Raw genomic sequence first — 19,521 nt, forward strand, 5'->3', positions numbered from 1 at the left:
CTCTGTCGTCCGTAGCCCTCATGCCCCACCCCCGCACCCGCGCAGCCCCGCACTCCTCCACGTATCGCTCGTACCAGCGTGGCACGGCGAGGGCGCGGGCGTGGCGATTCCGGCGTAAAACGGGGCGCACGACAGATCATTGGCCCGGATGCGGAACGGGGGCGCCCCGCCGGTCTCCGAGAAGACCTGCGGGGCGCCCCCGGCCACGTACGAAACGGGCTCAGCGCTTCGCGACGAACACGTGCGCCGCGATGTCCGCGCCCAGCTCCGCGGCCTCGCCGCTGCTGCCGACCAGGACACCGCCCGGCGACTCCGACACCGACACCACCGAGCCGGGCTGCACGCCCGCCCTCCGCAGCGTGTACATCAGCTGGGCGTCCGTCTGGATCGGCTCGCCGATCCGGCGGACGATCACCGTCTTGCCCTCGCTCGCGTCCAGGTCGGCGAGCGACACCATCGAGTCGTCGAGGAAGGCCTCGGCCTCCGCCTTCTCGCCCAGCTCGTCCAGGCCCGGGATCGGGTTCCCGTACGGCGACTCCGTCGGGTGACGCAGCAGCTCCAGGACCCGCCGCTCCACGGCCTCGCTCATCACGTGCTCCCAGCGGCAGGCCTCGGCGTGGACCTGCTCCCACTCCAGGCCGATCACGTCGACGAGCAGGCACTCGGCCAGACGGTGCTTGCGCATCACCCGGGTGGCGAGACGGCGCCCCTCGTCCGTGAGCTCCAGATGGCGGTCACTCGCCACGGCCACCAGCCCGTCGCGCTCCATCCGGGCCACCGTCTGGCTCACCGTCGGGCCGCTCTGATCGAGCCGCTCGGCGATCCGGGCACGCATGGGGACCACACCCTCCTCCTCGAGCTCGAGGATGGTGCGGAGGTACATCTCCGTTGTGTCGATCAGTCCGGACATACGTGCCCCTCGATGAGTCGTGCGCTGGCCCTGCCGCAATTGTTGCGCATCGGGCCGACAACCGGGCCGCGCCGGGGTGAGACGGGGCAAGACGGGGTGATGCGGTATTGACAGAGCAATGGTCCAGACCGCACCGTGATCGGCGACCTCGGCGAGTGCGCGGGACGCGAGCCGACGAGAGCCACGACGAGCGCCACGACGAGAAGGAGCCGCCGCGATGGGCGAGAGCAAGCTGGCCGGACAGTTCTTCGACGCGGCGATCGGCCTGCTCAAGGAGGTGCGCGACGGGGACTCCGCCGAGATCGCCGCCGCCGGAGCCGCGATCGCCACCGCCGTCGCGAACGGCAACCGGCTCTTCGCCTTCGGCGCCGGACACTCCTCACTCGCCGCCCAGGACGTCGTCTACCGGGCCGGCGGCTTCGCCCTGATGAACCTGCTCGCCGTCCCCGGCGTCGTCGGCGTCGACGTCATGCCGGCCACCCTCGGCTCCGCCCTGGAGCGCGTCGACGGCCTCGCCGGGGCGGTCCTCGACTCCTCCCCGGCCAAGGCCGGCGACGTCCTGATCATCATCTCCCTCTCCGGGCGCAACGCCCTGCCCGTGGAGATGGCCATGAACGCCCGCGCGCTCGGCCTCACCGTCATCGGCGTCACCTCGGTCGCGTACGCCACGGAGACGAAGTCGCGGCACGTCTCGGGGACGTACCTCAAGGACCACTGCGACATCGTCCTCGACTCCAGGATCGCCGTCGGGGACGCGGAGCTCACCCACGAGGGCATCGAGGCGCCCTTCGCGCCCGCCTCCACCGTCGTCACCAGCGCCCTCATGCAGGCCACGATGGCCGCCGCCGCCGAGGAACTCGTACGCCTCGGCATCGAGCCGCCGCTGCTGCGCTCCGGCAACGTCGACGGCGGGCACGAGTGGAACGGCCGCGTGATGGACGAGTACGGCGACCGGATCTTCTACCGGCGCTAGGCGACGGGTCGTCGCCCGGCCAGGCCCTCGGGTGCGGGGGCCGGGCCGAGGGTCAGCCCCGCTCCCACCGCCCGAGCCATCGTGACGGCCCCCACCTCCCGAATGTGGGGCCATCGTCGTCCCGCCCCATCGGGTCCGGCCATGCCGGAACCCGGCAGTGTCGGCCCCCGCTTCGCTGCCCGTCAGCCGCGGTCCATCACCTGCGTCACCCGCGTGAAGCCGTCCGCCCCGTGACCCCGGTCCACCGCCCGGCGCGCCAGCGCCTCCGCCGCGCGCATGACGCTCGCGTCGACGCCGTGCGCCTCGGAGGCGTGCACGACGTGCGTCAGCGTCGACAGGGCCGAGGTCAGCGGGTTGCCCTCGCCCGAGTGCGAGCCGCCGTCCACGTCCTCGGCCCACTCCTGGAACAGCGGCGGCAGGATCGCCCCGATGCCCTGGGCGAACGGCGCCAGCTCCCGCGCCGTGATCCCCTCCGCGCGGGCCAGCGCGAGCGCGTGCACGTACCCCGTCATCGACGTCCAGAAGATGTCGAGCAGCGCGACGTCGTACGCGGCGGCCCGGCCGATGTCCTCGCCGAGGTGCGTGTGGGTGCCGCCCAGCGCGTCGAGCACCGCCCGGTGCTCGCGGTACAGCGGCTCGGGTCCGCTGTGCAGGAACACCCCGGCGGGCGTCCCGATCGTCGGCGTCGGGGTCATGATCGCGCCTTCCAGGTAGCCGATGCCGTGCTCGGCCGCCCAACGCCCGGTGTCGCGGGCGCGCTCCGGGACGTCGGCGCTCAGGTTGACCACGGTCCGCCCCTTGAGCCCGTCCGTGACGGCCGGGTCCCTGAGGACGGCGTCCGTGGCGTCGTAGTTGACCAGGCAGATCACCGTGAGCGGGCTCGCGGCGACCGCCTCCGCCGCGCTCGCCGCCAGGACCGCGCCCCGCGCGGCGAGGTCGCCCTCACGGCCAGGGGTGCGGTTCCACACGGTGGTCCGGACTCCGGCGTCCAGGAAGGCACCGGCGAGCGCCCGGCCCATGGGACCGAGACCGAGAACGGTGACGCGGGAAGAAGACATGACGGAACTCCCTTGCACATACGTGGGTTGGAAAGAGACGACTGACGACGGAGAGGGACGCGCATGACACGCCTCCGGGCCCAGGACACGAACCTCTGCGGTGTGTCCGCCGCGATCGCCGTGATCGACGGCAAGTGGAAGACGTGGCTGCTGTGGCTGCTGGAGTCAGGACCGCACCGGCCCGGCGAACTGCGCCGCAGGATCCCCGGGATCAGCGAGAAGATGCTGACGCAGGCGCTGCGGGAGATGGAGACGGACGGCCTCGTGCACCGCGAGGTGCACGACGTGGTGCCGCCGAAGACGGTCTACTCGCTGACGGAGTTCGGGCGCGAACTCTCCGAGGTGCTCGGCCCCTTGTCGGACTGGGGCCATCGCCGGCTCGACCGGCTGGCGGAGGCGCGGACCGCCTCCTGAGGCCCGCCGTTCCCCTCTCCCTCCGGGCCGCCACCAGGTTCTCCCGGGGCGCCTGACCCCGACAAGTACCCACAAAAAAGTGGGTGTACGGGGAGCTGGCCGGTACCTGCGGTGTACGGGGGAGCCGGCCGCGGTCTACGAGGTCCCCGAGGTGTACGGGGGAGCTAGCCCCGGTCCCCGAGGTCCCCGAGGTCCCCGAGGTCCCCGAGGTCCCCGAGGTCCCCGAGGTCCCCGAGGTCCATCATCGTCGCCACCCGGGTCGCCACCGACTCCCCGAACACCACGTCCTCGCGCTCGAAGGGCGCGCGGCAGGCGGCCCGCAGGAACGTCAGGACGCCGAGGGTCCTGCCCCGGGAGCGCAGGACCACGCACAGGGCGTGGGCCGCGTCGCCCGGCCACTGGTGGGCCTCCGCCCACACCTCGGCGGTCCGGCCCGCGCTCGCCCGCACCGTGCCGATCCGGTCCCAGGCCTGGAGCGCCGGGTGCCGCGGCCCGTAGCGCAGCGGGATGCCGCCGCCCACGACGGGCGAGGACGGGCCGGGGGCGCCGCCCGCCGGGGTGGCCAGGGCCCGGGTGAGGCGCCGCTCCCCCGCCGGACGGTCCACGAGGGCGTGGTCGGCGAACCCGGCCAGGGCGAAGTCGAGCAGGACCGTCGCGGCCTCCGCCGGGTCCTCGCACTCCGCGGCCGCCGCGCCCGCCCGGTGCAGCTGGCTCCACCGGAACCGCAGCCGGTCGGCCTCGCGGGCCGCGAGCCGCTCCTCGGTGACGTCCTGGAACAGCCAGGCCACACCCAGCGGCACGGGCTCCTCCGCCATCGGCGACGACAGGAGCAGGAAGCCGCTGCGCCAGCACCGGCGCCGCTCGCCCGAGGCCGTCTCAAGCGTCACCCACACCTCGGCGGGCGCGGGCGGCGTGCCCTGGGCGAGGACGTGCTGGAGGGCGGCCTCCAGCTCCTCCGCGCCGTGTGTGACGACGTCGCCGAGGGGCCGCCCGAGCAGGGCCGTGCGCCCGGTGCCGAAGGCGCGGGCCGCGTGGGCGTTGACCATGGCCGGGCGCAGGTCGGCGTCGACGAGGACGACGCCCCAGGAGGCGTCGTCGAACAGCGCCTCGCTCAGCGCGACCGACCGCTCCAGATCGAGCTGTGCGTGGACCTCGCTGAACGCGCAGTACACCCCGGCGGGACCACCGTCGGCGCCCCGCACCCCGGCGGCCTGGCTCCGTACGAGCACCCGCCCGCCGTCCTTGCGGAGCAGCACGAACTCGTGGACCTGGCGGCCGGGGCCCTTCATGGCCCCCATCAGCCGGACCAGGGTCTCCTCGGCGTCCGCGCTGCGCGCCGCCCACCCCTCGAACCCGCGCCGCCCGACGGCCTCCGCGGCGGACCAGCCGAGGATCCGCTCGGCCTCCCGGTTCCAGTGCGTGACCGTCCCGTCGGCGTCGAACGCGCAGAGCGCGGCGTCCATCCCGTCGAGCAACGCGGCCAACAGATCGGCCCCCGCCCCCGGGACGGACACGGCGTCGCTCGTGGCCCCCGTGAATGCAGTCATCCAGGCACCCCCCCCCATGCTGCGCACCATTCAACTGGAACGTGACCCAGAGCACACCACGTTCTTCGAAAACGCTGATACCGACACCGAGCCGCCCGGGCTCACGGCGGGCTCACGCGGGCTCACGCAGGAGACACGAAACCGGATTCGTAGGCGGCGATCACCGCCTGGGTGCGGTCCCGGGCGCCCAGTTTGGCCAGGACGGAGCTCACATGGGACTTGACCGTCTCCGTGCCCACCACCAGGCGGGCCGCGATCTCCGCGTTGGACAGGCCCCGGGCCATCAGGCGCAGGACGTCCTCCTCCCGGTCCGTCAGGCCCGCGCGGGCCATGGTTTCCCGGGCCTCCGCGCCGCCCCGGTCCTGCCCGTGGGCGGCCGCCAACTCCCGTACCGCCGCCGGGAAGAGAAGGGAGTCCCCTTCCGCCACCAGGCGGACCGCGTGGACGATCTCCGCGGGGCGGGCGCGCTTGAGGAGGAAGCCGTCGGCGCCGGCGCGGAGGGCTCCGTACACGTATTCGTCGTTCTCGAAGGTCGTCACGACGAGGATCTTCGGCGGGGCGTCGACCGTGCGGAGGACGGCCGACGTCGCCTCGATGCCGTCCATGAGGGGCATCCGGACGTCCATCGCCACCACGTCGGGGCGGAGGCTGCGGACGAGGGGGACGACCGCCGCCCCGTCCGCCGCCTCCCCCACCACCTCGATGTCGGGCTGGGCCTCCAGGACCGCGCGCAGTCCGGCCCGGACCAGGGGTTCGTCGTCTACGAGGAGGACCTTGATCACCATCCCGTCAGCCTAGGCCAGCGCGGAGGAGCGACGTTCCGTCAGAGCGGAGGAGCGACGTTCCGCCACCGCGGAGGACATGTCGTTCCATCAGCGCAGCGGGAGCGTGACGTCCACCCGCCAAGTGCCGTCCTTCATGCCCGTCTTCGCCTCGCCGCCCAGCAGCGCGGCCCGTTCGCGTATGCCGCGCAGTCCGCTGCCGGTGCCGGGGGCCACGGGGGGACGGCCCGGCGGAAGGGGGTTGGTGACCCGGAGGCGGAGCCGGGATCTGTCCGCCGTCACGCGGACGTCGACCGGGACCGGGCCGGCGTGCCGCAGCGCGTTCGTCAGGGCCTCCTGGAGCATGCGGTAGGCCTCCCGGGAGACGGGGCCCGGCAGCTCCTCCACGGGGCCCGTCACCTCGGCGTCCACCCGCGCCCCGGAGGAGCGGGCCGAGTCCAGGAGGCGGGCGGCCTCGTCGAGGCCGGGGCTCGCGCCGCGCGGGCGGCCGGTCTCGCGGAGCAGCAGCAGGACCCGCTCCAGGTCCTCCAGGGCCGCCCGGCCGGTCTCCTCGATGGCCGCGAGCGCCCGGTCGGTGAACTCGGGGTCCTTGGCCGCCCGTGCGGCGCCCGCCTGCACCACGGCCAGGGTGAGGGCGTGGCCCAGGGAGTCGTGGAGTTCGCGGGCGATCCGGTTGCGTTCGAGGATGCGTTCCGTCCGCTCCTCCAGGGCCGTCATGCGCTCCTTCACCGAGGGGCCGAGGAGCCGGCGGGCGACCCTCTTGTCCAGCCGGCCGCCCACGACGATCACGGCGAGGAGGGCGAGGAGCGGGAGCGGAGCCAGGAACACCGCGCCCAGGCCGGCGGGTGGGGTCAGGGACCCCACCACGGGTTCCTCCACCGACGTGTCGAGCAGCACCAGCGTGCACTGGAGCAGCCAGATCGACACGAGCCAGGACGCGAGGCCGGCCTCTATCCGGTAGATCAGCCACAGGGCCGTTCTGCCCCGGTCCGCCCAGGAGGCCGACGGGGTCGCCGAGATGCCGGTGGCCGCCTCGTCGGCGGCCGTCCCGCCCCGCACCCGCGCGTGTTTGCCGGGGAAGAGCATCAGGCGCGCCTGGAGCCCCTCGGCGCGGCGGGCCGACGGGATCAGGGCGGCCAGCGCCATGACCGGGACCGGCAGGGCGGCCGCGGTCAGCCAGTCCACGAGGGTCGGGGAGGACAGTCCGGGATAGATCAGTCCGGCGGCGAGCGGCACGATCGCGCCGATCACCAGATGCAGCCAACGGGTGTACGTGACCGCCCGGATCAGGGGTCGCAGGAGCATTCCGCCATCCTCCCAACGGCGGCCCGCCTGCGGCTCCCCCGCACGGGGGAGACGATCCCCTCGGGCGGGGGAAGTCACGCGGCGGTCCGGCGGCCAGGCTTGAGCCATGACCAGCATCGACGTCAAGAACCTCACCAAGGAGTACGGCGGCAGGCGCCCGGCCCGGGCTGTGGACGGGCTGTCGTTCCGCGTGGAGCCGGGCCGTGTCACCGGCTTCCTCGGCCCCAACGGCGCGGGGAAGTCGACGACCATGCGGCTCGTCCTCGGCCTCGACCGGGCGACCTCGGGCACCGCCACCATAGGCGGCCGCCCGTACGTGACGCTGGACGATCCGCTGCGCACGGTCGGCGCGCTCCTCGACGCGCAGGCCGCGCACCCCTCCCGCACCGGCCGCGACCACCTCCGCTTCCTCGCGGCGAGCAACGGGCTGCCGGAGCGCCGGGTGGACGAGGTGCTGGCCGAGACGGGCCTGGAGTCGGCCGCCCGCCGCCGGATCCGCCGCTACTCGCTGGGCATGCGGCAGCGGCTCGGCATAGCCGCCGCGCTCCTGGGCGACCCGAGGGTGCTGATGCTGGACGAGCCGGCCAACGGTCTGGACCCGGAGGGCATCGTCTGGATCCGGGAGCTGCTGCGCCGGCTGGCCGCCGAGGGCCGCACGATCCTGGTCTCCAGCCACCTCATGAACGAGACGGCGACCTTCGCCGACCACCTCGTGGTCCTGGGCCGGGGCCGGCTCCTCGCGGACGTGCCGATGCGGGAGTTCATCGACTCCCACAGCCACGCCCGGGTGCGGGTGCGTACCGGTGATCCGGTGCGGCTGCGGGCCACGCTCCTCGCGAAGGGGTGGACGGTCGGCGACGCCGCCGACCCGGACGGCCGGTGGGTGGTGGAGGGCGCCTCCGCCGAGGAGATCGGGGCCGTCACCGCCCGCGAGGGCATACCCGTCTTCGAACTCGCCGACCAGCGCGCCTCGCTGGAGCAGGCGTATCTGGCCCTCACCGCGGAGGCCGCCGAGTTCACCGCCACCCGTGCCGCCTCGTCCGTCCGTTCCCCCCAGGAGGTCTGACCGTGTCCGCCACCGTCACCGTCCCCGCCGTGCTCCGCTCCGAGTGGATCAAGATCCGGTCGGTCCGGTCGAGTTTCGGCTCGCTGCTCGCCGTCCTCGTCGCCGCGCTGGGCATCGCCCTGGTGGTCTTCCCGAACATCGGGCAGCCGGAGGCGGAGACCGGCGACATGGACCGCCTCTTCTGGATCTACTACCCGATGAACTTCGTGCAGATCGCCGCCATCGCCTTCGGCGCGACCGCCGCGTCCTCGGAGTACCTGAACGGGGCGCTGCGGAACTCCCTGGCGGCCGTGCCGCGCCGGGGCCTGTTCTACGGGGCGAAGACGGCGGTCGTGGGGGCGGGCGCGCTCGTGGTGGGCGTGGTGGCCGGTTTCGTCATGTTCTTCACGGCGAACGCGTTCCTCGGGAAGTACGCCGTGGGGATCGGCGAGCCGGGTGCGCTGCGGTCCTGCTTCGGCGCCGGGATCTACCTCGCGCTGATCACGCTGTTCTCGATGGGGCTGACCTTCCTGCTGCGCAGCGCGGTGGCGGTGCTGAGCCTCCTGATCCCGTTCATCCTCATCGTGTCCTTCGTCATCGGCGGGGTCTCCGAGGGCGCGGCGACCTGGCTGCCGGACCGCGCCGGCCAGCAGATCCTCTTCCAGGAACCCCTCGGGCCCCTGGGCGCCTGGACGGGCCTCGGCGTGACCGCCCTGTGGACCGCGGCGGCGCTCCTCGCGGGGTGGTGGTCGGTGCGGCGACGGGACGCCTGAGCCCCTGGAGAAACGAGGGATTAAATCGCTTGTCGCCGTCCTGAGCGGTTCGTAAGGTGTGGGTACACGCGAAAGGAGGTGATCCGAAAAAATGGTTTCTTTTCGGACTCGTGAGGTGACTGCGGGCTAAGGCCTGCCAGTCGCACTCTGTGCACCTCGGCAGGTCTCTGCCGAAACCCAGCAGTCACCCGACCCGTGAGTCGCCGGCAGTCCGGCCGGCAGGCGTCCGCCCGAACCTAGGCGGGCGACGCCAAGACTCACGGGTCGTCTGCGTTTCCGGTCCCGGAGCGTCCGGTCCCGGAGCGTCCGGGCCCCGATCAGCCGGGCCGCGATCGACCCGGCCCCGATCGACCCGGCCCCTCAGGGCGCCAGGCGTTCCACCCGCCAGGTCCCGTCCTCCTCGCGGGCGTAGAGCAGGCGGTCGTGGAGGCGGTTTTCGTGGCCCTGCCAGAACTCGACCGTCTCGGGGATCACGCGGATGCCGCCCCAGGACGGGGGGACCGGGACCTGTTCGTGGTCGGGGTAGCGGGCGGCCAGTTCGGCGTAGCGGGTGAGGAGCTCCTCGCGGGACTCGATCACCGTGGACTGGGGGCTGGCCCAGGCGCCGAGCTGGGAGCCGTGGGGGCGGGTGCGGAAGTAGGCGACCGTCTCGTCGCGGCCGACGCGGACCGCGCGGCCGGTGACGATGACCTGGCGGGCCAGCGGGTGCCAGGGGAAGAGCAGGGAGGCGTACGGGTTCGCCGAGAGCTCTCTTCCCTTGCGGGACTCGTAGTTGGTGAAGAAGACGAAGCCGGCGTCGTCGTAGTGCTTGAGGAGGACCGTCCGGGAGGACGGGCGGCCTTCGGGGGTCGCGGTGGACACGATCATCGCGTTGGGTTCGTGGATCGCCGGGTTCTCGGCGGTCTCCTTGAACCAGCGGGCGAACTGGCCGACCGGTTCGGGGGCGAGGTCTGCCACGGTCAGCTCCGTGGTGCGGTACTGCTCGCGCATGTCTGCGGGATCCAGGGCGTCGGTCACAGGGGCCATCCTGCCGCAGCGGCCCAGTCTGCCCGGCACCGGCGGGCGCTAATCCTCTCTCGCCGGATCGGCGCAGTGTGCCGGATGTCACGCTTCCCCGCATCATCGGAACCGTACAGACTCTTCCGCTGGATGACTGTTGATTCCCCACGATCGCCCTGAACGGTTGATCGATCATCGATAGAGGAGCCGCCTGATGTCCGACTTCGTACCCGGGCTCGAGGGAGTCGTCGCGTTCGAGACGGAGATCGCCGAACCCGACAAGGAGGGCGGCGCCCTCCGCTACCGCGGGGTCGACATCGAGGACCTCGTGGGTCACGTCTCCTTCGGCAACGTCTGGGGCCTGCTCGTCGACGGCGCGTTCAACCCCGGCCTCCCGGCCGCCGAGCCCTTCCCGATCCCCGTGCACTCCGGTGACATCCGCGTCGACGTGCAGTCCGCGCTCGCGATGCTCGCGCCCGTGTGGGGCCTCAGGCCGCTCCTCGACATCTCCGCCGAGCAGGCCCGCGACGACCTCGCCCGCGCCGCCGTCATGGCCCTCTCGTACGTCGCGCAGTCCGCGCGCGGCCAGGGCCTCCCGATGGTCCCGCAGAGCGAGATCGACAAGGCCGAGTCCGTCGTCGAGCGCTTCATGATCCGCTGGCGCGGCGAGCCCGACCCGAAGCACGTCAAGGCCGTCGACGCCTACTGGACCTCGGCCGCCGAGCACGGCATGAACGCCTCCACGTTCACCGCGCGCGTCATCGCGTCGACCGGCGCGGACGTCGCCGCCTCGCTCTCCGGTGCCGTCGGCGCCATGTCCGGCCCGCTGCACGGCGGCGCGCCCTCCCGCGTCCTCGGCATGATCGAGGAGATCGAGCGGACCGGCGACGCCACCGCGTACGTGAAGCAGGCCCTCGACAAGGGCGAGCGCCTCATGGGCTTCGGCCACCGCGTCTACCGCGCCGAGGACCCCCGCGCCCGCGTGCTCCGCCGTACGGCCAAGGAGCTGGACGCCCCGCGCTACGAGGTGGCCGCCGCGCTGGAGAAGGCCGCCCTGGACGAGCTGCACAACCGCCGCCCCGACCGCGTCCTGGCGACGAACGTGGAGTTCTGGGCGGCGATCGTCCTCGACTTCGCGGAGGTCCCGGCGCACATGTTCACGTCGATGTTCACGTGCGCGCGGACGGCCGGCTGGTCGGCGCACATCCTGGAGCAGAAGCGCACCGGCCGCCTCGTGCGCCCCTCGGCCCGCTACACGGGCCCCGGCCAGCGGGACCCGCGCGACATCGAGGGCTACGCCGACATCGCCGGCTGAGCACGGACGACCCCGGACGACTACACCAGCTGGGCCTGCTGTTCCTGGGCGAGCAGCAGGTCCGCGTGGTGGCGGGCCGTCGTCAGCGGGTGGGCGCGGAGCTTGCCCTTCAGCTCGTTGCGGCCGTACTCGGCGAAGAGCGGGTTCGCCGGGTCGGCGGTGACGCCGGGCGCGCGGTCCGCGAACGGGAACTGGAGCGGGGCGATCCGGGCGTCCAGGCGCGGGTTGTAGAAGAACGGCACGGAGAATCGTTCCGTCGCCCCGGGCGGCGACACCACCCGGTGGTTCGTGGCGATCAGGTAGCCGTTCGTGGCGACCTCCAGGAGCTCGCCCAGGTTGACGACGAACGCGCCCGGCAGCGGCGGCACGTCGTGGAACAACCCGTCCTCGCGCTGCACCTGCAGCCCGCCCACGTGGTCCTGGAGGAGCAGGGTGAGGAAGCCGTAGTCCTTGTGCGCGCCGACGCCCTGGTCGTCGCCCTCGCCGCTGCTGCCCGGGTAGCGCACCAGCTTGAGGTGCGGGTGGGCGCGCGGCCCGAAGATGTCGTCGTAGAAGTCCGTGGGCGCGCCGATGGAGGCGAGCAGCTCGTGGAGGAGCCGCTCGGCGACGCCGCTGAGCCGGTCGATCCAGTGCAGGGCGGCCGTGCGGAGCTCGGGGAGGGCGGCCGGCCACTGGTTGGGGCCTTCGAGCCACCAGTACGGGGGCTCCCAGGGGCCGGGTTCGCGTGCGGGGCGCTCGGCGCCGATGTCGAGCTGGTCGCGCCAGTCGCGGGCCCCGGCGGTGCGCTCGTCGCCGATGCGCGTGTAGCCGCGGAAGTGCGGAGAGTTGATGTTGTCGAGGGCGAGCCGGTCCGCCTCGGGCAGCGCGAAGAAGGCGTGCATCGCGTCGGTCAGGGCCTTGGTCTCGGCCTCGGAGACGCCGTGCCCGATGAGCTGGAAGAAACCCACGTCGTGGGCGGCCGAGTGGAGCTGCGCGTGGAGCAGCCTCCGTGCCTGTGGGTCACGGTCGGCGGCCGAGAGGTCGACGATCGGGAGCTGCGAGGAGTACGAGCTGTTCGTCATGTATGCATCCGCGGGGTATACGGGTCCCGCGGCGGCCGCCAAGGGTGGGGCGGGGGCCACGGGTGCCGGTCGGCTGGGGCTCTGTACGAGGGACCGAAGGGGTGTGGAGTGGTACCCCGGTAGGTCAGGCGGAGCGGCGACAGCCCATGCTCGTGACGCGGACGTAGTCCACGTGGCGGCGGCGTACGAGCAGAGGCATGAAGTCAGCGTACTGCGGGGCGGAGCGGGCCACTGTGGTCCCCGTCACGTCCTGTCCCGGGATGGCTCAAAGTCTGTTCAAAGTGGCGGGCTTGCGCGAAGATCGCCGCCATTGCGTGTTCGGTACACGCCAAGCTTCCCGTCACCGCATCCCATCGCAGGAGGATGTCCATGACCCGCCGCACCTCTCGTGGCCTGGCCGCCGCGGCCGCCGTCACCGTGGCCACCGCCACCGCGGCGCTGCTCCCGTCCGCGGGAGCCTCCGCCGCCACCGCGCCGCAGGCCCGCGTCTTCATGGTGAACCCGGTCCAGTCCTCGGGCGACCAGACCCTCGCCGACCACAAGGACGCGGCGAGCGACGTCCCCGCCTCCGCGTACGCCACCGTCGCCCTGCGCAACCTCGACGCGAGCGGCGCCCTGTCCGGCAAGTGGGCCGCCGTCCGCTCCGAGACCGGCGCCCCCGCCAGGACCTCGGACCTCGCCGGCCTCGACCGGTCCGACGACCGGTTCGAGCAGGTCATGGCGTACTTCTGGGTCAACGAGGCGCAGGAGTACCTGCAGGGCCTCGGCTTCGGCTCCGAGCTGCCCGGGGCGAACGACAGGGTCCAGCCGGTCCGCCTCAACCAGTGGGGCGCCGACAACTCCTTCTTCACCGACAAGAAGGACGAGATCCGCTTCGGCAAGGGCGGCGTGGACGACGCCGAGGACGCCGAGGTGATCGTCCACGAGTACGGCCACGCCGTGCACGAGGCCCAGGTCCACGGCTTCGGCAGCTCCCCGGAGGCCGGCGCGATCGGCGAGGCCTTCGGCGACTACCTGGGCATGGAGGTCGGCGCGCACGCGGACGCCGCGTACGGCTGGCCGATGAAGACCGACCTCGCCTGCGTCGGCGACTGGGACTCCACCGGCTACAGCGCGGCCCCGCACTGCCTGCGCCGTCTGGACGGGACCAAGACCTACAAGGACCGCGTGGGCGAGGTCCACGCGGACGGCGAGATCTGGTCCCGCGCCCTCTTCGACATCCGGGGCAAGCTCGGCGCCCGCACGGCCGACCGGATCATCGTGAACGCGCAGTTCGGCTTCGCCGCCGACACCAGCTTCAAGGACGCGGCCCTGACGACGGTCGCGACGGCGCAGAAGATGTACGGCACGCAGGCCGCGGCGGCGGTCCGGGACGCCTTCCGGGCGCGGGAGATCCCGGGCGTCTGACCCTTTACGAGTTCAGCGCCTCACTGACGAGCCGCGCCCACTGGGACACCACCCGTTCCCGGCGGGCGCGGTCGTCCGTCAGGAGGGTGGCGAGGCCCAGGCCGCGGGCCATGTCCAGGAGGCCCTGGACGGTCTCGCGGACGCCGGGCCGGGACTCGTCGGCGCCCAGGACCTCGACGGCGATGCGGTGGGACTCGCGCCCGACGCGGGCCTCCAGCTCCGTGACCCGCTCGCGGAGCTGCTCCTCGCCGGAGGCGGCGACCCACAGGTGGAGCGCGGCCCGGAAGAGGGGCCCGGTGTAGAGGCCGACGAGGGCGGCGACGGCCTGTTCGCGGTCGTCCGTGGGGACGGCGCGCAGGGCCTGCGAGCGTTCCTCCGCGACGTACTCGACGGCGGCCGTGAAGAGGTCCTCGCGGGTGGGGAAGTGGTGCTGGGCGGCGCCCCGGGAGACGCCGGCCCGTTCGGCGACGACGGAGACCGTGGAGCCCGCCCAGCCGTGTTCGGCCAGGCAGGACACGGCGGCCTCCAGGAGCCGCTGCCGGGTGGCGCGGCTCCGGTCCTGCTTGGGCTGGTTCTGTGCGGTCAGAGCCGCCATGCGGGGTCCCGTCGTTCGAGGAAGGCCGTCATCCCCTCGCGCGCTTCGGCGGAGGCGAAGAGCGTGGCCGATCTCTGCACCAGGTCCTCCGCGTCGCGCTCGAAGGTTTCCAGGACTCTAGCGGTGACCAGCCGTTTCGCCTCGCGCAGGCCCTGCGGGGAGGCGGCGCGGAGGGAGTCGAGGATGCCGGGGAGTTCCTCCCCCCCCGCCGTGACGAGACCCATGGCGATCGCCTCGGGGACGCCGAACCGCTCGCCGGTGAGGTAGTGCCGGGCGGCCGCGCGGGGGGCGAGGCGCGGCAGGAGGGTGAGGGAGATGACGGCGGGCGCGACCCCGATCCGTACCTCGGTGAGGGCGAAGTCGGCCCCCTCCCCCGCGAGGACGATGTCGGCCGCGCCGAGCAGGCCGAGGCCGCCGGCCCGGGTGTGGCTGCCGGCGGTGACGTGGGCGACGACGGGTTTGGGCAGCTCGACGACCTGCCGGAGCAGGTCCACGAAGGCGTACGGGCTGGGCGGGGCCTTCAGGTCGGCGCCCGCGCTGAACGTGGAGCCGGTGTGGGTGAGGACGACGGCCCGTACGGCGGGGTCCTTGCCGGCGGTGGTGAGCGCGTCGGCGAGCTCGGTGACGAGCGGGGCGGAGAGGGCGTTGCGGGTGGCCGGGGAGTCGAGGGCGAGGGTGGTGATCCCCCGCTCCTCGGAGACGCGGATCAGGTTCACGGACGGTCCCTCAGCTCTCTGCGGAGAATCTTTCCGGACGCCGCCCGGGGCACGGCGTCGATGAACTCGACGGCACGGACCTTCTTGTACGGGGAGACGCGGGCGGCGACGTGGGCGATGACGTCCTCGGCGGTGAGGCCGGGCGCGGCGGGCTGGCGGACGACGAAGGCCTTGGGGATCTCGGTGCCGTCCGGGTCGGTGACGCCGATGACGGCGGCGTCGGCGACGCCGTCGTGGGTGAGGAGGAGCGCTTCGAGCTCGGCGGGGGCGACCTGGAAGCCCTTGTACTTGATGAGCTCCTTCACCCGGTCGACGACGAACAGCCAGCCGTCGGCGTCGACGCGGCCGATGTCGCCGGTGTGCACCCAGCCGTCGGCGTCGATCATGGCGGCGGTGGCGTCGGGCCGGCCGAGGTACCCCTTCATGACCTGGGGCCCGCGGATCGCGATCTCGCCCTCCTCCCCCGGCGCGGCGTCCTTCTCCGGATCGTCCAGGGAGAGGATCCGCATCTCGGTGGAGGGCAGCAGCCGGCCGACGGTGCCGGGCGGGGGCGTGGCGACGTCGAGGGGGGTGACGTGGGTGCCGGGGGACAGCTCGGTCATGCCGTACGCCTGCCGGATCGGCGGCAGGCCGAGGCGGGCGGAGCAGGCCTCGGCGAGGGCGGCGTCGAGCGGGGCGGCGGCACTGACGAGGTACTCGAGGGACGACAGGTCGTAGTCGGCGACGGCCGGGTGCTTGGCGAGGGCGAGCACGATCGGCGGGGCCACGTACAGGCCGTTGATGCGGTGTTCCTGGATGGCGCCGAGGAAGGTGTCGAGGTCGAAGCGGGGCAGGACGACGACGGTGGCGCCCTGGCGGAGGGGCGCGTTCATGAGGGCCGTGAGCCCGTAGATGTGGAAGAACGGCAGCACGGCGAGGATCCGGTCGCCCGGGCCCATGGGGTTCAGCGGTTCCAGCTGGGCGAGGTTGGTGGCGATGGAGGTGTGGGTGAGCATGACGCCCTTGGGGACGCCGGTCGTGCCCGAGGAGTACGGCAGGGCCGCGACGTCCTCGTCCGGGTCGATGCCGACCTCGGGGACGGGCGCGGTGGAGCCGAGGAACTCCTGGAGGGACCGCACGCCCTCGCCCTCCGGCACCTGGTCGCAGACGAGGATCTCCCGTATGCCGCCCGCGAGTTCGGCGGCGGCGCGGGCGGCGGGGAGCAGCGGGGACACGGTCACGATCCAGCGCGCGGAGGAGTCGCGGAGCTGCTTGGCGAACTCCTCGGGCGTGGCGAGCGGGTGCACGGTCGTGACGGAGGCACCCGCGCGCGTGGCGGCGTAGAACGCGACGGGGAACAGGACGGTGTTGGGGCTGTGCAGGGCGAGCACGTCGCCCTTCCGCACCCCGGCCTCGGCGAGCCCGGCGGCCACCCGGCGATGGAAGGCGTCGACCTGGGCGTAGCTCAGCGTCAGCTCGCCCGCCCCGTCGATCAGCGCCGGTGAGTCCCCCCGCTCGGCGGCGCGGCCGAGGACGGCGTCGTGGATGGGGAGGGAGACGGCGGGAACGGGCTCGTACGCGCTGTGGAACACCATGCGTTGCCTCCTGGGGAGGGGGAAGGTGACCTGGGCATGACCCTCTCAGTACCCCAGGAAACAATCAAGCATGCTTGCATGATTATGACGCCCGGTCAGACGCCGGGCGCCGGACGGCCGGGCTGATCAGACGGCCGGGCTGATCAGACGGCCGTGCCGGCCAGACGCCCCGGACGGTCAAAGGTTGTACGCGGCCGATCTTCCTTTCCGCCCTCCCCCGCCCTTACTCTCCGGACGTCTCCCCAGGGCCCCCGGCCCTCGCATGCCCACCACCACGTCCCGGGAGGGACCCTTTGCACCACACGCACCACCGGCGCCGCCTGCGCCGGCTGGCGGCCTGCACGACCTTCGCGCTCGGCATGGGACTGGTGTCCGCCGGCCAGGTCCCGACGGCTGCCGCCGCCCCCGTCGCGGTCAGTGCCACGGCCTCCGCCAAGCCCCGGTTCGACCGGGACGGCGACGGCCGGAGCGACCGGGTCTACCGGTCCGCCGCCACCGGCAAGCTGACGATCATCCTGTCGAAGACGGGCGGCGCGCCGTTCACGATCGGCGACGACGACCTCGACGGCGGCGTCAGCGAGGAGATCTTTCCCGCGGACGACGTGTGGCGCGCCGACGGCGTCCCGGAGCTGCTGACGCTCCGCTCCGACGGCACGCTCCGGCTGCACGCGGGCGTGAGCCCCACCGAGACCGACAAGGGGCTCGTCTGGCGGGGCGGCGGCTGGCAGATCTACAACAAGGTCCTCGCCCCCGGCGACCTCACCAAGGACGGCCGCCAGGACCTGCTGGCCCGCACCCAGTCCGGCACGCTCTACCTGTTCCCGGGGAAGGGCAGCGTCGACTACCGGGGCCCGTTCGCGTCGCGGATCGCGGTCGGCGGCGGCTGGCAGATCTACGACCAGCTCGTCGGCACCAACGACCTCGACGGCGACGCCGTCGCCGACATCGTCGCCCGGACGCCCGCGGGCGACCTCTACTTCTACAAGGGCACCGGCTCCGCCACCGCCCCGTTCAAGCCCCGCGTCAGGATCGGCGGCGGCTGGAACACGTACAACCAGGTCATCGGCGCCGACGACCTGAACGGCGACGGCAGGGGCGACCTGCTGGCCCGCACGTACAGCGGCACGTACTACCAGTACCTGTCCATCGGCGGCGGGAAGTTCGCGGCGCGGACGTACTTCGGCGGCGGCGGCCAGAACCTCTCGTACTACCTCGGCCAGGGCGGAGTCCCCGCGTCCGGCAAGCACAACGTGTTCGCCGTGAACTGGGCGGGCACGGCCTACACCTACGGGACCCAGGCCGACGGCAGGTTCGGCCCGGCCCGGCCGTACGGCGGGGCCGGCGAGAACGCCCACTACGGGCGGATGACCAACGGCTACGGCCTGGACGAGGCCGACCGGGCCATGGTGCTGACCGCCTCCAACCCCGGTCTGATGAGCGACCGCGGCGGCGAGGTCTCCAGCAGCGCGGCCTTCTACCAGTACGCCGAGACGCTCTCGCCCGGCGACGTCACCTTCGACGGCGAGGGCGACGTCCTCGGCCTGGACGCGTGGGGCAGCCTGTTCCTCCACCCGGGCCTGAAGGACTACCCGCAGCGCGTCGGCGCGGGCGTGAAGGTCGCCACGGGCCTGCGGGCGGACCAGCTGGTCGCCACCGGCGACGTCACGGGCGACGGCCGCCCCGACCTGGTCTCCCGCGACGGCGACCGCCTCTACGTCCACCGCGGCACGGGCTCGACCACGGCACCGTTCGCGGCGCGCGCCCTGATCGGCGCGGGCTGGAGCGCGTACGAGCACCTCGCCGCGCCCGGCGACATGGACGGCGACGGCCGCGCCGACCTGATCGCCGTCACCCCCGGCGGCGACGTCTACCGCTACAAGGCCACCGGCCTCCCCGGCGGCCCCGTGTTCGCCCCGCGCGTCAAGATCGCCGCCGGCTGGCTGTACGTGCACATCAGCTGACCCATCCAGCCCGGCTGCCAGGACGGTCCGCCCCCGGAACACGGGGGCGGGCCGTCACCTCTTCGGGCGCGAGGCGTCAGCCTTCGCAGGCGACTCCGTCGCCGTCGCGGTCGAGGTGGCTGTCGTAGCCGGGCTCTCCGCGGTGAATCGGAGCGGCACCGGCGGCACGGACGGCCGCACAGTTGGCGTAGTAGACGTCGCTGGGGGCGTCCTGGGTGGTCTGGGCGGGCTCCGGCTCCTCGGTGGTGGGGTCCGGCGCCGGGGTGCGGGTGCGGGCGGGCTTCGGGGCCGAGGTCCGGGGCGGGGCCGTGGTCGGCGTCGGCTCCGGGGTGGGGGCCTCGGTGGTCGGGCTCGGTGCGGGCGTGGTCGGGGTGGGGCTCGGCGTGGTGGGGGTGGGGCTCGGCGCGGTGGGCGTCGGCGTCGCGGGGGCCGTGGCCGTCGTCGCGGGCTTCGGGTCGTCCGTGCCGTTCTGCTTCGGATCGTCGACGGCGAGGGCGATGACGAACCACAGGGCCGACAGGACCGTGGCCACGATCTTGGTCCGGCTGTTCCAGCGGCTCAGCCAGGCCAGGGCGATGCCGCCCGGGGGGAAGAGCACCAACAGGGTGACGACCAGCGCGGGATGCTGCCACCAGCGGCGAGGCGGCGTCCACGGCGGCGGAGGCTGGTACGGATTGGTGTTCTGGTACACGCGTGTCCCTCCCGGTGCTCCTGGCGCTCGGATGTGAGCGGAGTGCGGGGATCGTACACGCGATCTTCACAACCGGAGGCAGGATCAGCCGAGCTGAGAGGTCAGGCGCCGGTCCAGGAAGCCCTGGCCCCGGGCCAGCCAGCGGACCGGCCAGTGCGGCAGGACGGCCAGGCACAGCAGCCAGCCGGTGGCGTGGACCGCCCAGACGCCGGCCATGGTCGGGCCGCCCCAGGCCTGGTGGTAGTCGGTGTCCAGGTACCAGATCGGGTACCCGAGGTTCCGGACCGAGTTGAACAGCGCGTACCCGACGAGCACGAAGGCCGCCGCGTCCAACGGCAGTCCGAGCAGGGCACGCCCCAGGACCCGGCCGCCGGTCCAGCCGGCGCCGGCGCCCC

General features: G+C 73.2%; 19 protein-coding genes. 7 read left to right on the forward strand and 12 right to left on the reverse strand.

The annotated features are described in order from the left end of the window. Nucleotides 1-220 precede the first annotated feature (220 nt). A complete protein-coding gene (locus ACZ7HT_RS11645; protein ID WP_471163252.1) occupies nt 221-910 on the reverse strand; it encodes a metal-dependent transcriptional regulator in 690 nt (229 codons plus the stop codon). Between the two features lie 217 nt (nt 911-1,127). Between ACZ7HT_RS11645 and ACZ7HT_RS11650 the strand changes: the two genes are divergently transcribed. Further along, entirely contained in the window at nt 1,128-1,883 is a 756-nt protein-coding gene (locus ACZ7HT_RS11650; protein ID WP_471163254.1) for an SIS domain-containing protein, read from the forward strand. 182 nt (nt 1,884-2,065) lie between these two features. Here ACZ7HT_RS11650 and ACZ7HT_RS11655 read toward each other — a convergent pair whose 3' ends face one another. Next, a complete protein-coding gene (locus tag ACZ7HT_RS11655) occupies nt 2,066-2,941 on the reverse strand; it encodes an NAD(P)-dependent oxidoreductase (protein WP_471163257.1) in 876 nt (291 codons plus the stop codon). Between the two features lie 63 nt (nt 2,942-3,004). Between ACZ7HT_RS11655 and ACZ7HT_RS11660 the strand changes: the two genes are divergently transcribed. After that, nucleotides 3,005-3,355 (forward strand): winged helix-turn-helix transcriptional regulator, encoded by a 351-nt coding sequence (locus tag ACZ7HT_RS11660; RefSeq protein WP_471163260.1) that lies wholly within the window; start codon nt 3,005-3,007, stop codon nt 3,353-3,355. 164 nt (nt 3,356-3,519) lie between these two features. Here the strand turns inward: ACZ7HT_RS11660 and ACZ7HT_RS11665 are convergent, their stop codons facing one another. From ACZ7HT_RS11665 to ACZ7HT_RS11675, 3 genes are all read right to left on the reverse strand, one after another. Continuing rightward, nucleotides 3,520-4,902, reverse strand: coding sequence for a PAS domain-containing protein (locus ACZ7HT_RS11665; protein ID WP_471163262.1), 1,383 nt, complete (start codon nt 4,900-4,902; stop codon nt 3,520-3,522). A gap of 122 nt (nt 4,903-5,024) precedes the next feature. Continuing rightward, complete coding sequence (locus ACZ7HT_RS11670; RefSeq protein WP_471163265.1) at nt 5,025-5,687, reverse strand: response regulator transcription factor; 663 nt, start codon at nt 5,685-5,687, stop codon at nt 5,025-5,027. An 87-nt stretch (nt 5,688-5,774) separates the two neighbouring features. Further along, nucleotides 5,775-6,989, reverse strand: coding sequence for a sensor histidine kinase (locus ACZ7HT_RS11675; protein WP_471163268.1), 1,215 nt, complete (start codon nt 6,987-6,989; stop codon nt 5,775-5,777). A 106-nt stretch (nt 6,990-7,095) separates the two neighbouring features. On the opposite strand from ACZ7HT_RS11675, the gene ACZ7HT_RS11680 reads away from it, so the two are divergent. Then, nucleotides 7,096-8,055, forward strand: a complete 960-nt coding sequence (locus ACZ7HT_RS11680) for an ABC transporter ATP-binding protein (protein WP_471163271.1) — start codon at nt 7,096-7,098, stop codon at nt 8,053-8,055. Between the two features lie 2 nt (nt 8,056-8,057). Continuing rightward, the gene (locus ACZ7HT_RS11685; RefSeq protein ID WP_471163274.1) at nt 8,058-8,807 is read left to right on the forward strand and encodes an ABC transporter permease; all 750 of its coding nucleotides are present in this window, start codon (nt 8,058-8,060) and stop codon (nt 8,805-8,807) included. Nucleotides 8,808-9,167: 360 nt separating this feature from the next. Here ACZ7HT_RS11685 and pdxH read toward each other — a convergent pair whose 3' ends face one another. Beyond that, nucleotides 9,168-9,824: a pyridoxamine 5'-phosphate oxidase gene (pdxH, locus tag ACZ7HT_RS11690; protein WP_471163277.1), complete on the reverse strand. Its 657-nt coding sequence runs from the start codon at nt 9,822-9,824 to the stop codon at nt 9,168-9,170. A 196-nt stretch (nt 9,825-10,020) separates the two neighbouring features. On the opposite strand from pdxH, the gene ACZ7HT_RS11695 reads away from it, so the two are divergent. Beyond that, complete coding sequence (locus ACZ7HT_RS11695; RefSeq protein WP_471163279.1) at nt 10,021-11,121, forward strand: citrate synthase 2; 1,101 nt, start codon at nt 10,021-10,023, stop codon at nt 11,119-11,121. Between the two features lie 20 nt (nt 11,122-11,141). Here ACZ7HT_RS11695 and ACZ7HT_RS11700 read toward each other — a convergent pair whose 3' ends face one another. Further along, a complete protein-coding gene (locus tag ACZ7HT_RS11700) occupies nt 11,142-12,182 on the reverse strand; it encodes an isopenicillin N synthase family dioxygenase (RefSeq protein WP_471163282.1) in 1,041 nt (346 codons plus the stop codon). Between the two features lie 369 nt (nt 12,183-12,551). On the opposite strand from ACZ7HT_RS11700, the gene ACZ7HT_RS11705 reads away from it, so the two are divergent. Beyond that, nucleotides 12,552-13,589 (forward strand): M4 family metallopeptidase, encoded by a 1,038-nt coding sequence (locus tag ACZ7HT_RS11705; RefSeq protein ID WP_471163285.1) that lies wholly within the window; start codon nt 12,552-12,554, stop codon nt 13,587-13,589. Nucleotides 13,590-13,593: 4 nt separating this feature from the next. On the opposite strand, the gene ACZ7HT_RS11710 is transcribed toward ACZ7HT_RS11705, so the two are convergent. From ACZ7HT_RS11710 to ACZ7HT_RS11720, 3 genes are read right to left on the reverse strand one after another with little or no spacing between them, the layout of a single operon-like run. Further along, nucleotides 13,594-14,184, reverse strand: coding sequence for a TetR/AcrR family transcriptional regulator (locus tag ACZ7HT_RS11710; RefSeq protein WP_471163288.1), 591 nt, complete (start codon nt 14,182-14,184; stop codon nt 13,594-13,596). After that, the gene (locus ACZ7HT_RS11715) at nt 14,172-14,900 is read right to left on the reverse strand and encodes an enoyl-CoA hydratase family protein (RefSeq protein ID WP_471163290.1); all 729 of its coding nucleotides are present in this window, start codon (nt 14,898-14,900) and stop codon (nt 14,172-14,174) included. Before ACZ7HT_RS11715 ends, ACZ7HT_RS11710 begins: the two co-directional genes overlap by 13 nt. Then, nucleotides 14,897-16,474 carry an AMP-binding protein gene (locus tag ACZ7HT_RS11720; RefSeq protein WP_471163293.1) on the reverse strand — a complete coding sequence of 526 codons (1,578 nt, stop codon included), beginning with the start codon at nt 16,472-16,474 and terminating at the stop codon, nt 14,897-14,899. Before ACZ7HT_RS11720 ends, ACZ7HT_RS11715 begins: the two co-directional genes overlap by 4 nt. Nucleotides 16,475-16,767: 293 nt before the next feature. Here ACZ7HT_RS11720 and ACZ7HT_RS11725 point away from each other — a divergent pair, with 293 nt between their 5' ends. Further along, the gene (locus ACZ7HT_RS11725) at nt 16,768-18,435 is read left to right on the forward strand and encodes an FG-GAP repeat domain-containing protein (protein ID WP_471163296.1); all 1,668 of its coding nucleotides are present in this window, start codon (nt 16,768-16,770) and stop codon (nt 18,433-18,435) included. Between the two features lie 76 nt (nt 18,436-18,511). Here ACZ7HT_RS11725 and ACZ7HT_RS11730 read toward each other — a convergent pair whose 3' ends face one another. Together ACZ7HT_RS11730 and ACZ7HT_RS11735 are read right to left on the reverse strand one after the other, a co-directional pair. Beyond that, the gene (locus ACZ7HT_RS11730; RefSeq protein ID WP_471163298.1) at nt 18,512-19,126 is read right to left on the reverse strand and encodes an excalibur calcium-binding domain-containing protein; all 615 of its coding nucleotides are present in this window, start codon (nt 19,124-19,126) and stop codon (nt 18,512-18,514) included. Nucleotides 19,127-19,210: 84 nt separating this feature from the next. Beyond that, the gene (locus ACZ7HT_RS11735; protein WP_471163301.1) at nt 19,211-19,459 is read right to left on the reverse strand and encodes a hypothetical protein; all 249 of its coding nucleotides are present in this window, start codon (nt 19,457-19,459) and stop codon (nt 19,211-19,213) included. Nucleotides 19,460-19,521 lie beyond the last annotated feature (62 nt).

It is taken from the genome of Streptomyces sp. NPDC037410, assembly GCF_055602235.1.

Bases quoted from the DNA above. Each gene is read 5' to 3' on its own strand.
- ACZ7HT_RS11680 (WP_471163271.1), top strand. From the start codon at position 7,096: ATGACCAGCATCGACGTCAAGAACCTCACCAAGGAGTACGGCGGCAGG.
- ACZ7HT_RS11720 (WP_471163293.1), bottom strand. From the start codon at position 16,474: ATGGTGTTCCACAGCGCGTACGAGCCCGTTCCCGCCGTCTCCCTCCCC.
- ACZ7HT_RS11700 (WP_471163282.1), bottom strand. From the start codon at position 12,182: ATGACGAACAGCTCGTACTCCTCGCAGCTCCCGATCGTCGACCTCTCG.
- ACZ7HT_RS11670 (WP_471163265.1), bottom strand. From the start codon at position 5,687: ATGGTGATCAAGGTCCTCCTCGTAGACGACGAACCCCTGGTCCGGGCC.
- ACZ7HT_RS11665 (WP_471163262.1), bottom strand. From the start codon at position 4,902: ATGACTGCATTCACGGGGGCCACGAGCGACGCCGTGTCCGTCCCGGGG.
- ACZ7HT_RS11695 (WP_471163279.1), top strand. From the start codon at position 10,021: ATGTCCGACTTCGTACCCGGGCTCGAGGGAGTCGTCGCGTTCGAGACG.
- ACZ7HT_RS11645 (WP_471163252.1), bottom strand. From the start codon at position 910: ATGTCCGGACTGATCGACACAACGGAGATGTACCTCCGCACCATCCTC.
- ACZ7HT_RS11710 (WP_471163288.1), bottom strand. From the start codon at position 14,184: ATGGCGGCTCTGACCGCACAGAACCAGCCCAAGCAGGACCGGAGCCGC.
- ACZ7HT_RS11675 (WP_471163268.1), bottom strand. From the start codon at position 6,989: ATGCTCCTGCGACCCCTGATCCGGGCGGTCACGTACACCCGTTGGCTG.
- ACZ7HT_RS11650 (WP_471163254.1), top strand. From the start codon at position 1,128: ATGGGCGAGAGCAAGCTGGCCGGACAGTTCTTCGACGCGGCGATCGGC.
- ACZ7HT_RS11705 (WP_471163285.1), top strand. From the start codon at position 12,552: ATGACCCGCCGCACCTCTCGTGGCCTGGCCGCCGCGGCCGCCGTCACC.
- ACZ7HT_RS11655 (WP_471163257.1), bottom strand. From the start codon at position 2,941: ATGTCTTCTTCCCGCGTCACCGTTCTCGGTCTCGGTCCCATGGGCCGG.
- ACZ7HT_RS11660 (WP_471163260.1), top strand. From the start codon at position 3,005: ATGACACGCCTCCGGGCCCAGGACACGAACCTCTGCGGTGTGTCCGCC.